The following is a 14,242-nucleotide window of genomic DNA, read 5'->3' as shown; positions in this document are numbered from 1 at the left end:
TCAGGGCTGCTCCCGGAACGGGAGGTTCGAGATCGTCAGCACCCGGGCGACGATCGAGCCGGGCGCCGCGACCACGTCGAGGAGGTGGCCCGCGTTGCGGGCGTTCTTCGCCGCGACCGCGAGGACGCCGATGGCCAGGCTGGGGAAGAAGTCCACCGCCGACAGGTCGACGACGAGGTCGCGGCTGAAGCCGTCGCTGTGCTTCTCCAGGTCGGAGCGGAAGGTCGGGCCGGAGAGCTCGTCCACGGAGCCCGAGACGGTCAGCAACGCAGCCGAGGCGTCGTACGCCGCCGCGTAGGGGGTGTCATCCACCACGACATCGTAAGGGGAGGCCGCCGTCCGTTTCCTCACCCGACAGTGCGGGTAGAGACAGGGGGACGAAGGAGGGCCCGTGCGCCACTCGCCGCTGACGACCCACCTCGTGGTCTCCGCCCAGAGCCGATCGGCCCGCTCGGCACGCGCCGCGGTCCACGGCCTCTGCGTGGACGCCGAGACCGGTGCCGGCACCGCTGACGTCGCCGCGCTGCTGACGTCGGAGCTGGTGACCAACGCCCACGAGCACGCCGGTGGGCGGGCGGTCCTCGACGCGTTCGTCGACGACCGCTGCGTGCGGGTCGACGTCGCCGACGGTGACGCCACCCTTCCCGGCCCACGGGCCATCGACCTGGAGGCGGAGCGCGGACGCGGCCTGCTGATGGTGGCCGCCTTCGCCTCCCGGTGGGGCGCGCGGCCGACCACGGGCGGGAAGACCGTCTGGTTCGAGCTCGACCTCGCCTGACCCTTCCGCTGCGGTCCGCGCGGACGTACCGTGACCCGTGAGGCGGCAGGGGTGACCGCCGGGGGTGAGGGATGACCGTGGATCTCGGCACGGTCGTTCTCGCGGCGGGCTGTGTGCTGGTCGCGGGGATGGCCGTCTGGTGCGTCGTGCGGGTGCGGCACTGGCGCCGGGTCGCCGAGCGCGCCGGCGAGGGCGGGCGCTGCACGGCGGCCGACCTGGTCCCCGGTGACCTGGTCTTCGTCTGGGCCTACGTCCTCGAGCACGGGGAGTGGAAGCACGGCGTCGTCGCCAAGGTCGAGCACGACGTGCTGGACACCGACCGGGTGCAGTTGGTGCGGATCCTCCTCGCGGAGGGCGCCTCGTTCACCGTGAAGCCGTTCGCCCCCGCCTGGGTCCTCTCGGCGGCGTGACAGACTCGCGACCATGGCAGAGCTCGTCGACCTCCAGACCGTCTCCGTGCAGCAGGACCTCGGCAGCACCCTCGAGGAGTGCGTCCGCAGCCTCGCCACCCTGCTCGACGGCACCGGCCGGCTCTCCGACGTGGACGCCTTCGTCGCCGACGTGCTCACGCGCGAGGCCAAGGGCTCGACCGCCCTCCCGGGCGGGGTCGCGCTCCCCCACGCCCGGAGCGCCGCCGTCCTCGAGCCCACCGTCGCCGTCGCGTCCCTGCCCACGCCCATCGCCACCGACAACGGCCACGACTTCGACCTGGTCTTCCTGCTCGCCGTACCCGACGACCAGTCCGGCGCCTACCTCCAGCTGCTCCGCACCGTCACCACCGCCGCGGTCAAGCCCGGCTTCCGTGCGGACTGCCGGGCCGCCGACTCCCCCGCGCGCCTCTCGATCCTCGCCGCCGACGCGTTCGCCTGACCCCCTGGAACTCGATCATCCGGCCTGAAACGTGGCCTCCCGGCGAGTCGCCACGAGGACCGGGCTCACATGCGAGCGCGAGGTGCAGCGGAGCGGGCGCCGAGCGTGGGTCTTCTGCGCTCTGGCAGCCGCGCCAGCAGTACGACCCGGACGGGTTCTTCACCCAGCCGCAGGACTCCTGGTCGCGCAGGGGCCCTCACGCGGCACCGCGTGATGTGCTGGGCAGACGCAATCGGCGGGCCGCGGCGATCCGGTGCCCGTCGACTCCTACACTCCGGGTGGTGACGGCAGAACTCGGGCACCATCGCGGTCGGAACGTCGACCTCACGGGAGTGGGGCTGTGCCTGACCGCCGCCGCGGTCTTCCTCGCCCACGGACTCCACGGGCGGCTCGAGCGCGACCTCGCGATCTACACCTATGCAGGTCAGTCGGTGGCCGACGGGACGCCGCCGTATCTCGGGGTCTTCAACCGGGCGGGCCCACTCAGCCACCTCGTCCCCGGCGTCGGCATCTGGGTGGGTCGCATCGTCGGCGTCGGAGACGTCGTCAGCGCACGCCTCCTGTTCCTCGTGATCAGCGTCGCCGCCGTCGTCGCCATGTACCGGCTGGCGCGGTCGCTCACCGGATCCACGGCGATCGGGGCTGCCACCGGGCTCACCCTGCTGATGGTGCAGGGGTTCGTCGACTATGCCTCGCGGGGGCCCCGCGAGAAGACCCTCATGGTCCTCCTGCTCATCCTCGCCCTCCACGCCATCGTGCGACGGCGTTGGGGTCTCGCGGGCGCGATGATCGCCCTGGCGACCCTGACGTGGCAGCCGGTGTTCTTCGCCGCAGCGGCCGCGGCGGCGACGGGACTGTTCCTGGAACCGGTCGGCCGCCGCCTTCGTGGCCTCGTCCGGGTGGTGGTGGGCGGGCTGATCCCGCTGCTGGGATTCCTGATCTGGTACGCCGCCATCGGCCACCTCAGAGTCTTCCTGGACGGCCTGGTGCTCGTCCACGTCCGGTACACCCGGCAACCGAGCATGCTCACCGGGTTCGGACACCACGTCGACGACCTGCGACAGGCCTACGGGCTGTCGCTCTACGTCTTGGTCGCCGGGCTGCTCACGGTGGTGGTCCGGGGCGTCATCGGCCTCGCACGCGTCGTCGGCAGCCGGGGTGACGGCGGGCGGGAACGCGCGGACGAAGAGGCCGTCGTGCTGTTGGCCGGCGGCGTCGTCGCGGTCGTCTGGACGGTCCGCGCCTACAACGGCTGGCCGGATGCCTTCCTGGCGATCCCGTTCGGCGTCCTCGGTGTCGGTCTGCTGCTGGGCGCCGTCCTGCGCAGGGCATCGACCAGGGTCGTTCTCGCGGTGGTCGCCGCATGGGCGACGCTGTCGGTGCTCCTGGGCACGACGTACGCGGTCTCGCACCGGACGGACGACCTCGCGGAGCAGCGAGCGCGGGCGGTGACGCTGATGCGGATCCTGGGTCCGGATGCGACGATGATGTCGATCCAGGCGCCGGCGCCGCTCGTGCTCACCGGCAGGCGCAACCCGATCGTCCACCAGCAGTTCAGCCTGGGGCTCGAGGACTACGTGGACGACGTCTGGCCGGGCGGCCTCGACGGCCTGGTCACCTGGGTCCTCGATCGACGACCCACCGTCCTGGTGGTGGAGTCCGGCTTTCGTCCGAGCTGGGTCCAGGAGGTGATCGACGAGGGCTACGTGCGCGTCGGCATGGACCCGGTCGGTCGGTACGGCTTCTTCGTCTCCGACGAGGTTCCCCAGGACGAGGTGGCGCGCGCGAGGAGGGCCCTGCGCGGGTGAGCCACCCGGCACGTGGCACCATCGGCGCATGGTTCAGCCGGCGACGGTCGCGCCCGTCGAGACCACTCCGCTCTACTCGCTCGTCATCCCCGTCTTCAACTCCGATCCCATCGTCGGTGACACCGTTGATCGCGTCGTGGAGGTCTTCACGCAGGCGGGACTGCGGTTCGAGCTGGTCCTGGTCAACGACGGCAGCTCCGATGACAGCTGGCAGGTCATCTCCTCCCGCGCCCGCGACACGCCGCACGTGCTCGCGATCAACCTGCTGAAGAACTATGGCCAGCACCACGCCAACCTGGCCGGCTTCCGCGCCACGCGCGGCGACTGGGTGATCACGCTCGACGACGACCTGCAGAACCCACCGGAGGAGACCCTCAAGCTCATCGACGCCGCTCACTCCGGCGGGCACGACGTCGTCTTCGGTGAGTTCGAGACCAAGCAGGCCGCGGGCTACCGCCGGCTCGGCAGCAAGATGATCGGCCTGATCAACCGCCGGATCTTCGGGCAGCCGCCCGGGCTCGCGGTGTCGAACTTCCGCATCCTGCGCCGCGACGTCGTCGACCGGATCTGCAACGACAACAACGCCTTTCCCTACATCACGGGGCAGGCGCTGCTCTACAGCAACGAACCCGGCAACGTGCTCGTACGCCACGACGCCCGCACGGTCGGGTCCAGCAACTACAGCCTGCTGCGCATCGTGCGACTGGTGCTGACGATCCTGTTCAGCTACTCGCTGTTCCCGCTGCGTCTCGCCGCCGGCCTGGGCTTCGCCGTGGCCGGCCTGGCGATCCTGTTGGGCGGTGGCTTCTTTCTGCGAGGCATCCTCACCGACTCGCGCGTGCCGGGCTGGACGTCGCTCGTCGTCCTGCTGGCCGTGTTCAACGGCTTCCTCATCGCCCTGGTCTCGATGCTGGGTGAGTACCTCGTGCGCATCCTCAACGCGGTGACCGTGCCGCGGTCCTACCACGTCGTCGAGCGCGTGTCGGCCGACGGCACCGGTGACCCCGCCGGCGCGGATGGCGCCCGGTGACGCGGCACCTGGTGGTGGTGGGCGCCCAACGCTGCGGGACGACGTACCTCGCGGACGCACTGGGCGCCCAGCCCGGCGTCGTCCTGGCGACACCGCGGCGGCCGGAGCCCAAGGTCTTCCTCGACGACGAGGTCGTGGCACGGGGAGTCGAGTGGTACGTCGAGACGTGGTTTCCCCACCGGGGCGCCGCCAGGCTGCTGGTGGAGAAGAGCACCAGCTACCTCGACCACCCGGCGTCCGGGGAGCGGATCGAGCGAGTGCTCGGGCGTCCGCTGGTCCTGGCCCAGTTGAGAGACCCCGTGGCCCGCGCCATCTCGCACTGGCGCTTCTCGTCCGAGCACGGCGTGGAGGACCGCCCCCTCGGGTCTGCCTTGATCGACAGCCTGACCGAGGAGCGATCATGGGACCGGTCGCGCTACTCCGCCTCGCCGTTCGCCTACCTCAGCCGCGGTCGGTACGCCGAGGCCCTGATCCCGTGGATGGACCGCTTCGGTGACCGGTTCCGGGTGTTGTTCCTCGACGAGGTCGTCAGTGGGAAGGCCGTGGAGGACCTCTTCGCCTCGCTCGACCTGGGGAAGGCCCGGGTCGAGACCGAGCCGACCAACGTGAGCCCCGGTCCGGCTCCCACGCTCGAGGCCGGTCTGGTCGCCCGGCTCCGTGAGTACTTCGCTCCCAACGACCAAGCACTCATCGAGCTCCTCGGGCGCCCGCTGCCCTGGGGCGGGGACCGACAGGAGGAAGCACATGGCTGAGCAGGAGATCCGCTTCAACGTCCCCTCCCTCGAAGGGCGCGAGACGGAGTACGTCGCGGAGGCCATGCGCAGCGGCCACAGCTCGTCAGGGGGTTCGTTCTCGAGCCGAGCCGGCGATGTCATCCGCGAGGAGATCGGCGGTGCGGGCGTCCTCCTCACGACCTCGTGCACCTCGGCGTTGGAGCTCAGCGCGATGGTGCTCGACCTCCAGCCGGGCGACACGGTGATCGTGCCGTCGTTCACCTTCGTGACCACCGCGCTGGCCTTCGTCCGGCAGGGTGCTCGCGTGCTGTTCTGCGACGTCGAGCCCGAGACGCTCGCCGCCGATCCGGCCCACGTCGCGGAGCTCATGGACGACTCGGTCCGTGCAGTCGTGCTGGTGCACTACGCCGGGATCGCCGGCGACGTGTCCGGCCTCATGGACGTTCTGGCGTCGCGGCCCGAGGTGGCGCTGGTGGAGGATGTCGCCCACGGTCCGTTCGGACGCTGGAAGGATCATCCGCTCGGCAGCCTGGGCCGCCTCTCCACCTTCAGCTTCCACGAGACCAAGAACATCGTCTGTGGCGAGGGCGGGGCGCTCGTCGTGAACGACGCCGCGGACCTCGAGCGGGCCTGGGTGCTCTACGAGAAGGGCACCAACCGCCGCGCGTTCATGGAGGGTCAGGTCGACAAGTACTCCTGGCGGGACATCGGCTCCTCGTTCGGACTGTCCGACACGCTCGCTGCTCACCTCCTCGGCCAGCTCGAGGTGCGCGAGACCATCCAGGCGAAGCGTCGCCACGTCCACGAGAGGTACGTCGACCTGCTCGCGGAGCCGTGCGCGGACCTGGGTGTGCAGCTGCCGGTCGTGCCCGCCGCCAGCGATCCGGCGTACCACCTCTTCCACCTGCTGCTGCCGGATGCGGCCACCCGCAACCGCGTGATGGCGGAGATGCGTGCGCAGGGCGTCCAGGCGACGTTCCACTACGTCCCGCTGCACGACTCCGAGGGTGGCCGCAGATTCGCAGCGCGTCCGACCGAGTGCCCGGTGACGACCGACGTCAGCAGCCGACTGCTGCGGCTGCCCTTCCACAACAATCTCACCGACGCGGAGGCCGAGCGGGTCGCGGAGGCGCTGCTCGGCGCGCTGCGGCGCTGAGCCCGCGGGGGTGTCGGGCGCCCAGGGCCTCCTCGACTCCCAACCACACGAGCGCCGCGCCCTGCACGGCCACGAAGAGCCAGGCCACTCCGAGGACTGGCTCGAGCGGCGACACCAGAGCCCAGCAGAGTCCGGCGAGGAAAGCGGTCGTCCACCCGCGCATGAGCGCTGCGTTGCGCCCCTGGGCGACGATCATCACGACGACCACGAGGTTCGCCATCGCCAGCACCGTGCCGGCGGCGAGCAGGGCGGCGACGTCCGCCCGGAGCACCACGTCGCTGCCGAAGACGAGCGCGATCAGCCAGGGTCCCACCCACCACCCCAGGAGCGCGCCGACGAGGGTGCCGCCGACGGCGAGGACCGCCACGACCGCCTTCTCCACCTGTCGCCAGGCGGCCGCACTCCCGTTCAGCCACAGCAGGGTCAGGCGCCCGGTCACCGAGGCCATCATGGCGCTGACGACGGTGTAGGGCGCGCGGAAGAGTGCGAGGCCCGCGAAGACGGCCGTCACGTCCTGGGGTCGTGCTCCCGACAGCGCCAGGACGACGGGCGCGCCGGTGAGCGCCGCCTGCGCGAGAAGCTGCCCCAGCCCGGTCGACCCCACGGCCGCGACCGGGTTCCCGGCCTCGCCGGACCCGTTGTCGTCCCACGAGACGAGCGCGCGGCCGTTGGCGGCCGCGACGGAGTACCCGGCGACGAGGGCGAGCCCGAACGCCCATGGCTCGGTCCACCCCGCTGCCGCCAGTGCGAGAGCCGCGACACTGCGAACGGCGTTCTCCAGGATCAGGTTGAGGCCGACCGCGGAGAAGCGTCCCCGGCCGGTCAGGTGGCCACGGACGACGCCCAGCAGGCCCGCGCCGAGGGTCACGGCGACCACGAGCGCGGGAAAGGCCGGGCCGCTGGTCCGGAAGAGCCGCTCGCCCCAGACCCAGGAGACCAGCCCGGCGAACACGGCCACGACGGTCACCAGCACGGCCAGCCGGGGCAGGCCGTTCCGCACGGCTCTCTCTCCGCCGGATGCCTTCACGGTGCGGGCGATCCAGTGCTGCAGGGGGAACGTGACCGCCGCGGCGCTGAAGCTCCACCAGGTCCACAGCACCGAGATGGACGCGGCGTCCTCCGGGCCGAGGGCGCGGGCGGCGGTGACGAAGAAGACGTAGGCGAGGATCCCGGCTCCCACGGAGCCGAGGCCGAGCGTGGCGACGGAGCGGCGTCGTACGGCTGACGTCACACACCCCTCCTCGTGGACCGGGTCAGCCTACAGGCGCGCTTCGCCGGCGCTCCTAGACTCCAGCGCGTGAGGAACCTCCTGGTCACTGGCGGCGCCGGCTTCATCGGCTCGAACTTCGTCCGCCACGTCGTCGACCACACCGACGACGCGGTCGTCGTGCTCGACAAGATGACCTACGCCGCGAGCCCCGAGGCACTGGCCGACCTCCCCGAGGACCGGGTGCGGACCGTCGTGGGTGATGTCGCCGACGCCGAGGTCGTCGACGAGCTGGTCGCCGGCACCGACGTGGTCGTCCACTTCGCGGCCGAGTCGCACAATGACAACTCCCTGCGCGACCCGTGGCCGTTCGTGCAGACGAACATCGTCGGCACCGCCGTAGTGCTGGAGGCCGTCCGGCGTCACGACGTGCGCCTGCACCACGTGTCGACCGACGAGGTGTACGGCGACCTCGAGCTCGACGAGCGGCGTCGGTTCGAGGAGGGCAGCCCCTATCGGCCGAGCAGCCCCTACTCCGCGTCCAAGGCCGCCGCCGATCACCTGGTGCGGGCGTGGGTGCGGAGCATGGGGGTGCGGGCGACCCTGTCGAACTGCTCCAACAACTACGGCCCGTGGCAGCACATCGAGAAGTTCATCCCGCGGCAGATCACCAACCTCCTGTCGGGGCGTCGGGTCAAGCTCTACGGCGCCGGGCTCAACGTCCGCGACTGGATCCACGTCGACGACCACAGCTCGGCCGTGCTCGCGATCCTCGACCGGGGCGAGATCGGCGAGACCTATCTGATCGGCGTGGAGAACGAGCGGGCCAACACCGAGGTGGTCCGCGCGATCCTGCGGTCCCTGGGGCACGACGAAGACGATTTCGACCGGGTCAGCGACCGCGTGGGGCACGATCTGCGGTACGCCATCGACCCGTCCAAGCTGCGCACGGAGCTCGGCTGGGAGCCGCGCTTCGCCGACTTCGATGCCGGCCTGCGCGACACGATCACCTGGTACGCCGACCACCGAGCGTGGTGGGCGCCGGACAAGCAGCGGGTGGAATCGGCGTACGCCGAGACCGGACAGTAGGGCCGAGCCGCCCCGGACCGCCTGTGCCAAGGTGACCCCATGCGAGGCATCATCCTGGCGGGTGGCTCCGGCACCCGGCTGCAGCCGATCACGCTGGCGCTCAGCAAGCAACTCATGCCGGTCTACGACAAGCCGATGATCTACTACCCGCTCACCACGCTGATGTTGGCGCAGATCCGGGAGATCCAGATCATCACGACACCGTACGACCAGGGCGCCTTCCAGCACCTGCTGGGCGACGGCAGCCAGTTCGGCCTGGACATCTCGTGGAGGGTGCAGGAGGAGCCCCGGGGCCTGGCGCAGGCGTTCCACATCTGCGCGGACCACGTCCGCGGACATTCCTGCGCGCTGGTGCTCGGTGACAACATCTTCTACGGCGCCGGGATGGGTCTGGCTCTCAACCGCTTCCGCACGATCGACGGCGCGCTGATCTTCGGCTACCGCGTCGCCGACCCGCGCGGCTACGGCGTCGTGGAGATGGGTGACGACGGGATCGCCGTATCCCTGGAGGAGAAGCCTCAGCGCCCGAGATCCCGGCTCGCCGTGCCCGGTCTGTACTTCTACGGCCCGGACGTCGTCGACCGAGCCGCCGACCTCCAGCCCGGTGCGCGCGGCGAGTTGGAGATCACCGACCTCAACCGCCGCTACCTGGAGGAGGGGCGGCTGCGCGTGGAGATCCTTCCCCGCGGAACCGCCTGGCTCGACACCGGCACCTTCGACTCGCTCAATGACGCCAGCAACTTCGTCCGGACGATCGAGGTGCGCCAAGGTGCCAAGATCGGGTCGCCGGAGGAGGTCGCCTGGCGGCAGGGCTGGCTGAGTGACGACGCGCTGCGGGCTCGGGCGGAGACGCTGACCGCGAGCGGCTACGGCCAGTATCTTCTGAGCCTGCTCGAGTTGTCCGACGAGCCCACCGACGCTTCGCTCGTCGATCCGATCGGCTGACCGCATCAGCACCTCGCACCGCATCTCGCCGTGCTTCGTGCGACTGGTCGAAGCCGACTCGCGCTTGTCGGAGTCCGGGCGGCCCACCGCTCCGATGCGGGTCGCGCTTCGGCGGCGGTGATCGGTGTGGTGCTTGGTGGCGAGTCGGTGGGTCATGGCCTCGTCGGTCCCGACCTCGGCCGGGAGCGCACTCGGGTCCCGAGGTCATCCTGGGTGCGCGGTGACGAGCCCGCGGGACCCGCCAGGGTCCCGGACGTCCCGGATGTCGCGGACGATGGTTGCGCCGAAGCGCCGCCCGCGGACCGTGGCTCGCGTCGACTTCCCCCAGGAACGACGAGGACCGGGCGACCAGTCCCCTGGTCGCCCGGTCCTCGGGCCCGGGAGATCTCCCGGGTTGCGGTGCGCGAGGGGGGAGTTGAACCCCCACGTCCTTTCGGACACACGGACCTGAACCGTGCGCGTCTGCCTATTCCGCCACTCGCGCGTGAAGCGGGCCAAGGCTATCCCAGCGCGTCGGTCTGGCCCAAACCGGGGCGCCAGCCCTGTCCCCGTTACGATCGACGCAACCCGGCGGTGCCGGGCTGCTCTGCTTGCCGTGACGAGGTCGAGAGTCGGGGGACCTCCTCGTCCGGTTTGACCGGCCCGCCAGCGGGCACGACCACCGGGACTGCGGAAGGAGCGGTAGTGGGCGGACTCCAACGCCTCGAGCACAGGCTCGAGCAGATGATCTCGGGCGCCTTCGCCAAGGCCTTCCGCTCCGCGGTCCAGCCCGTGGAGATCTCGGCCGCGCTCCAGCGCGAGTGCGACAACAACGCCCAGATCCTCTCCCGCGACCGCCGCCTGGTGCCCAACGACTTCCACGTCGAGCTCGCGGCGACCGACCTGGACCGGCTCTCGGCGTACAACGCCGCGCTGGCCGACGAGATGTCGCAGCAGCTCCGGGCGCACGCCGACCAGCAGGGCTACGCGTTCCCCGGACCGATCTCGATCGCGTTCGAGCCGGCCGAGGACCTGACGACCGGCCGGTTCCGGATCCGCAGCCGCGCCCAGGCCAAGGTCACCAGCCAGGCCACCCAGACCCAGGTGGGCCGCGCGCGGGCCGTGCTCGAGGTCAACGGCACGCGGCACCCCCTGCAGCCGCCGGGCCTCGTCATCGGGCGCGGCACCGAGGCCGACGTCCGGATCAACGATCCCGGCGTCAGCCGCCGGCACGTGGAGTTCGTGGTCGAGGGTGGCGGCAACGACCTGCGGATCAAGGTCGTGGACCTGGGCTCGACCAACGGCATGCTCGTCGACGGCCACCGGATCTCCTCCACGGGCCTCCGCGACGGGTCCCAGGTGAAGATCGGCAACACCACGATGACCGTCCGGGTCCTCGAGGAGGGCTGAGCTTGTCCGAGCTGACGCTGTTCCTCATCCGGATCGCCTACCTGGCGATCCTCTGGATCTTCGTGCTCTCGGCGATCTCGGTGATCCGCTCCGACATGTTCGGCGCGCGCGTCCCGGAGGCGGCCCGCGGCGGCGGGGCCCGCACCGGCAAGGCGCCCAAGCCCGCCAAGCAGCCCAGCAAGCGCAAGGGCGCGCCGACCCACGTGATCGTCACCGCCGGGTCGAACGTCGGCGAGCGCGCCGAGCTCGACCGGGCCCCCGTCCTCATCGGCCGTGGCTCCGACGCCGCGATCCGGCTCGACGACGACTACGTCTCCACCCGGCACGCGCGGATCGCGGCCTCCGGCGACCAGTGGTTCGTCGAGGACCTCGGCTCGACCAACGGCACTTACGTCGGGACCGTGCGCATCACCCAGCCGACCACGATCAGCCTCGGCACCCAGGTCCGCATCGGGAAGACGGTCCTGGAGCTCAGGAAGTAAGCCGGGATGACCGCGACCCCCGAGGGGACTCCCGCACCCGGAGCCGAGGCCGGATCGAGCCTGCGGCTGCGGTTCGCCGCCGTCTCCGACGTCGGCCGGGTCCGCAAGGACAACCAGGACTCCGGGTACGCCGGCCCGTGGCTGGTCGCCGTCTGCGACGGCGTCGGCGGCGCGGCGCGCGGTGACGTCGCCTCGGCGACCGCGATCTCCCAGCTGCGCAAGCTCGACGTACCGCCCACCGACGACCCCGACCACGACCTGCTCGCCCGGGTCGCGGGGGCACTGCACCGGGCACACGACCGGATCGGCGAGCTCGTCGACGAGGACCCGGCCCTGAACGGCACCAGCACCACGGCGACCGTCGCCCTCTTCGACGGCGCGCGGGCCGGCATCGGGCACGTCGGCGACAGCCGCGGGTACCTCTTCCGCGACGGCGAGATCAGCCAGATCACGTCCGACCACACGTTCGTCCAGACGCTGATCGACGAGGGCCGGATCACCGAGGAGGAGGCACGGGTCCACCCGCACCGCAACCTGATCCTCAAGGCGCTCGACGGCGTGCACGAGGCGGAGCCCGACCTCTTCGTCCTCGAGCTCACCCCCGGGGACCGGCTGCTGCTCTGCAGCGACGGTGCCAGCGGCGTGCTCACGGACGGCCGGCTGGCCGACATCCTCTCCGGCGGCAGCGCCGAGTACGCCGCCACCGAGCTGGTCCGCGCGAGCCTCGAGGCCGGCAGCAGCGACAACGTCACCTGCCTGGTCGCCGACGTGGTCGCCGACGACGGCAGCCCGCTGGACGAGCCGCTCGTCGTCGGGGCCGCCGCCGAGCGCCGGCCGGTCAGCACCCGCGGGCGCGCCGGCATGGGCGGCCTGTTCCGCGGCCACCGCTCCGGCGACACCGGCGAGCTCGAGCCGGTGCAGGCCGACATCCCCGACGACCTGCCCGGCTACGCGATCACCGCCGACCCGATCGACCCCGAGGCCGCGCGGTACGCGCCGCGGCCCCCGCGGCGGTTCGTCTGGCTGAAGCGGCTGCTCGCCCTCGTGCTCGTCGTGGGGGTCGTCTGGGTGGCCCTGGCCTGGGCGTACTCCTGGAGCCAGGACCAGTTCTACGTCGGCGAGCAGGACGGCGTGGTCGTCATCTTCCGCGGCATCAACACCGAGCTGGCCGGGCTGGCGCTCTCCGAGCCCTACGAGACCACCGACGTCCAGGTCGAGAAGCTCAGCCAGATCGAGTCCGACCGCGTCGGCGAGGGCATCGCCTACGACAACCTCGACGACGCCCGCGCCAAGGTCCAGGACCTCGCCTCCCACCAGGAGCCCGACCCGGGGACGGCCTCGTGATGGCGCAGCAGAGCACGCTGATGGGCTTCGTGCACCGGCGCCGCCGCGGCGCCGAGCTGTTCCTGCTGGTGCTCTCGCTGCTCGTCGGCATCGGCGCGTACGTCGCGGTCGGCCTCGGCGTGAACCAGGAGGTCCCCGCCAACCTGTTCGGGTACGGCGGGTGGCTGGCCGCCCTGCTGATCGGGTCGCACCTGGTGATCCGGGTCGTCGCGCCGTACGCCGACCCGGTGCTGCTGCCGGTCGTCGGCGCGCTGAACGGCCTCGGCCTCGCGGTGATCCACCGCCTCGACCTCGCGGCGGAGGCGGCCGACCGCCCGCACGCGTTCGCCCAGCAGCAGCTGATCTGGATGACCGTCGGCGTACTGCTGTTCGCGTTCACGCTGGTGATGCTGCGCGACCACCGGGTGCTCCAGCGCTTCACCTACACCAGCGGGCTGGCCGCGATCGTGCTGCTGCTGCTGCCGATGCTCCCCGGCATCGGGCGGACCATCAACGGCGCGCGCATCTGGGTCCACCTCGGGCCGTTCAGCCTCCAGCCCGGCGAGATCGCCAAGGTGCTGCTGGTGATCGCGTTCGCCGGCTACCTCGTGCTGCACCGCGACGCGCTCGCGCTGGCCGGCCGCCGGGTGCTGTTCGTGGACCTGCCCCGCGGCCGCGACCTCGGCCCGATCCTCGCCATGTGGCTGGTCAGCCTCGGCATCCTGGTCTTCCAGCAGGACCTCGGCTCCAGCCTGCTGTTCTTCGGCCTCTTCCTGGTGATGCTGTACGTCGCGACCGAGCGGCCGGGGTGGCTCGTGGTCGGCGGCGTCCTGTTCGTGGCCGGCGCGGCCGCGGCGTACGCCCTGATCCCGCACGTGCGGATCCGCTTCGACATCTGGCTGCACCCCTTCGACTACTACTCCGCCGAGCAGGGCGGCCAGAGCTACCAGCCGGTCGAGGCGCTGTTCGGCATGGGGTGGGGCGGCCTGATCGGCCGCGGCTTCGGCGACGGCGACCCGTTCCGCGTGCCGTACGCGAACTCCGACTTCATCCTCGCCGCGATCGGCGAGGAGCTCGGGCTGACCGCCGTCATCGCGGTCATCATGCTGTACGGCCTGATCGTCGAACGGGCGCTGCGCACGGCGCTGATCTGCCGCGACGGCTTCGGGAAGCTGCTGGCGACCGGCCTCGGCACGGCGTTCGCGCTCCAGGTGTTCGTGGTCGTCGGCGGCGTCACCGGACTGATCCCGCTCACCGGCCTCACCACGCCGTTCCTGTCGTACGGCGGCTCGTCGCTCATCGCGAACTGGGTGATCATCGCGCTGCTGCTGCGCATCTCCGACCAGGCGCGGCGCCCGGTCCCGCAGCTCTCCGACGACACCACCGCCATCGACTCAGACGCCACTCAGGTGGTGAAGCTGTGATGAGCGA

15 protein-coding genes and 1 tRNA gene are annotated in these 14,242 nt (G+C 71.3%); 13 read left to right on the top strand and 3 right to left on the bottom strand.

The genetic code is table 11. From position 1 onward, the window contains the following. Positions 1-312 carry an STAS domain-containing protein gene (locus N538_RS29060; protein WP_197025351.1) on the bottom strand — a complete coding sequence of 104 codons (312 nt, stop codon included), beginning with the start codon at positions 310-312 and terminating at the stop codon, positions 1-3. A 79-nt stretch (positions 313-391) separates the two neighbouring features. Between N538_RS29060 and N538_RS29055 the strand changes: the two genes are divergently transcribed. The 7 genes from N538_RS29055 (at position 392) to rffA (ending at position 6,376) form a co-directional block, all read left to right on the top strand. Continuing rightward, positions 392-778, top strand: a complete 387-nt coding sequence (locus tag N538_RS29055; protein WP_051549311.1) for an ATP-binding protein — start codon at positions 392-394, stop codon at positions 776-778. Between the two features lie 71 nt (positions 779-849). After that, a complete protein-coding gene (locus N538_RS29050) occupies positions 850-1,188 on the top strand; it encodes a hypothetical protein (RefSeq protein WP_028637913.1) in 339 nt (112 codons plus the stop codon). Between the two features lie 13 nt (positions 1,189-1,201). Continuing rightward, positions 1,202-1,648: a PTS sugar transporter subunit IIA gene (locus tag N538_RS25595; RefSeq protein WP_036570683.1), complete on the top strand. Its 447-nt coding sequence runs from the start codon at positions 1,202-1,204 to the stop codon at positions 1,646-1,648. 281 nt (positions 1,649-1,929) lie between these two features. Then, positions 1,930-3,456 carry a glycosyltransferase family 39 protein gene (locus tag N538_RS0114695; protein WP_155992113.1) on the top strand — a complete coding sequence of 509 codons (1,527 nt, stop codon included), beginning with the start codon at positions 1,930-1,932 and terminating at the stop codon, positions 3,454-3,456. A gap of 28 nt (positions 3,457-3,484) precedes the next feature. Then, positions 3,485-4,486, top strand: coding sequence for a glycosyltransferase family 2 protein (locus tag N538_RS0114690; protein ID WP_028637911.1), 1,002 nt, complete (start codon positions 3,485-3,487; stop codon positions 4,484-4,486). After that, entirely contained in the window at positions 4,483-5,238 is a 756-nt protein-coding gene (locus N538_RS0114685) for a hypothetical protein (RefSeq protein ID WP_028637910.1), read from the top strand. Before N538_RS0114690 ends, N538_RS0114685 begins: the two co-directional genes overlap by 4 nt. Then, positions 5,231-6,376 (top strand): dTDP-4-amino-4,6-dideoxygalactose transaminase, encoded by a 1,146-nt coding sequence (rffA, locus tag N538_RS25590; RefSeq protein ID WP_036570679.1) that lies wholly within the window; start codon positions 5,231-5,233, stop codon positions 6,374-6,376. The genes N538_RS0114685 and rffA overlap by 8 nt, the downstream gene beginning before the upstream one ends. Here the strand turns inward: rffA and N538_RS0114675 are convergent. Then, positions 6,318-7,607 carry a lipopolysaccharide biosynthesis protein gene (locus N538_RS0114675; protein WP_028637909.1) on the bottom strand — a complete coding sequence of 430 codons (1,290 nt, stop codon included), beginning with the start codon at positions 7,605-7,607 and terminating at the stop codon, positions 6,318-6,320. The two genes, rffA and N538_RS0114675, sit on opposite strands and share 59 nt — an antisense overlap. A 66-nt stretch (positions 7,608-7,673) precedes the next feature. Here N538_RS0114675 and rfbB point away from each other — a divergent pair, with 66 nt between their 5' ends. Together rfbB and rfbA are read left to right on the top strand one after the other, a co-directional pair. Then, positions 7,674-8,672, top strand: a complete 999-nt coding sequence (gene rfbB / locus N538_RS0114670; RefSeq protein WP_028637908.1) for a dTDP-glucose 4,6-dehydratase — start codon at positions 7,674-7,676, stop codon at positions 8,670-8,672. A 39-nt stretch (positions 8,673-8,711) separates the two neighbouring features. Beyond that, a complete protein-coding gene (gene rfbA / locus N538_RS25585) occupies positions 8,712-9,617 on the top strand; it encodes a glucose-1-phosphate thymidylyltransferase RfbA (RefSeq protein WP_051549310.1) in 906 nt (301 codons plus the stop codon). Positions 9,618-10,017: 400 nt separating this feature from the next. Here rfbA and N538_RS0114660 read toward each other — a convergent pair. Beyond that, positions 10,018-10,101 (bottom strand) — tRNA-Leu (locus N538_RS0114660). Between the two features lie 200 nt (positions 10,102-10,301). Between N538_RS0114660 and N538_RS0114655 the strand changes: the two genes are divergently transcribed. The 4 genes from N538_RS0114655 to N538_RS0114640 are packed head-to-tail and all read left to right on the top strand — an operon-like array spanning position 10,302 to position 14,235. Beyond that, entirely contained in the window at positions 10,302-11,006 is a 705-nt protein-coding gene (locus N538_RS0114655) for an FhaA domain-containing protein (protein ID WP_028637907.1), read from the top strand. A gap of 2 nt (positions 11,007-11,008) precedes the next feature. Continuing rightward, on the top strand, positions 11,009-11,488 hold the full coding sequence (locus N538_RS0114650) for an FHA domain-containing protein FhaB/FipA (protein ID WP_028637906.1): 480 nt from the start codon (positions 11,009-11,011) through the stop codon (positions 11,486-11,488). Between the two features lie 6 nt (positions 11,489-11,494). After that, positions 11,495-12,832, top strand: coding sequence for a PP2C family protein-serine/threonine phosphatase (locus tag N538_RS0114645; protein ID WP_051549309.1), 1,338 nt, complete (start codon positions 11,495-11,497; stop codon positions 12,830-12,832). Beyond that, positions 12,832-14,235, top strand: a complete 1,404-nt coding sequence (locus N538_RS0114640) for an FtsW/RodA/SpoVE family cell cycle protein (protein WP_028637904.1) — start codon at positions 12,832-12,834, stop codon at positions 14,233-14,235. The genes N538_RS0114645 and N538_RS0114640 overlap by 1 nt, the downstream gene beginning before the upstream one ends. The last annotated feature ends 7 nt before the right edge of the window (positions 14,236-14,242 follow it).

It is taken from the genome of Nocardioides sp. URHA0032, from assembly GCF_000620645.1.
Lineage (GTDB): Bacteria > Actinomycetota > Actinomycetes > Propionibacteriales > Nocardioidaceae > Nocardioides.
This window is presented reverse-complemented; position numbering and strand designations above follow the sequence as displayed.

Bases quoted from the DNA above. Each gene is read 5' to 3' on its own strand.
- rffA (WP_036570679.1), top strand. From the start codon at position 5,231: ATGGCTGAGCAGGAGATCCGCTTCAACGTCCCCTCCCTCGAAGGGCGC.
- N538_RS0114645 (WP_051549309.1), top strand. From the start codon at position 11,495: ATGACCGCGACCCCCGAGGGGACTCCCGCACCCGGAGCCGAGGCCGGA.
- N538_RS0114640 (WP_028637904.1), top strand. From the start codon at position 12,832: ATGGCGCAGCAGAGCACGCTGATGGGCTTCGTGCACCGGCGCCGCCGC.
- N538_RS29050 (WP_028637913.1), top strand. From the start codon at position 850: ATGACCGTGGATCTCGGCACGGTCGTTCTCGCGGCGGGCTGTGTGCTG.
- rfbA (WP_051549310.1), top strand. From the start codon at position 8,712: ATGCGAGGCATCATCCTGGCGGGTGGCTCCGGCACCCGGCTGCAGCCG.
- N538_RS25595 (WP_036570683.1), top strand. From the start codon at position 1,202: ATGGCAGAGCTCGTCGACCTCCAGACCGTCTCCGTGCAGCAGGACCTC.
- N538_RS0114690 (WP_028637911.1), top strand. From the start codon at position 3,485: ATGGTTCAGCCGGCGACGGTCGCGCCCGTCGAGACCACTCCGCTCTAC.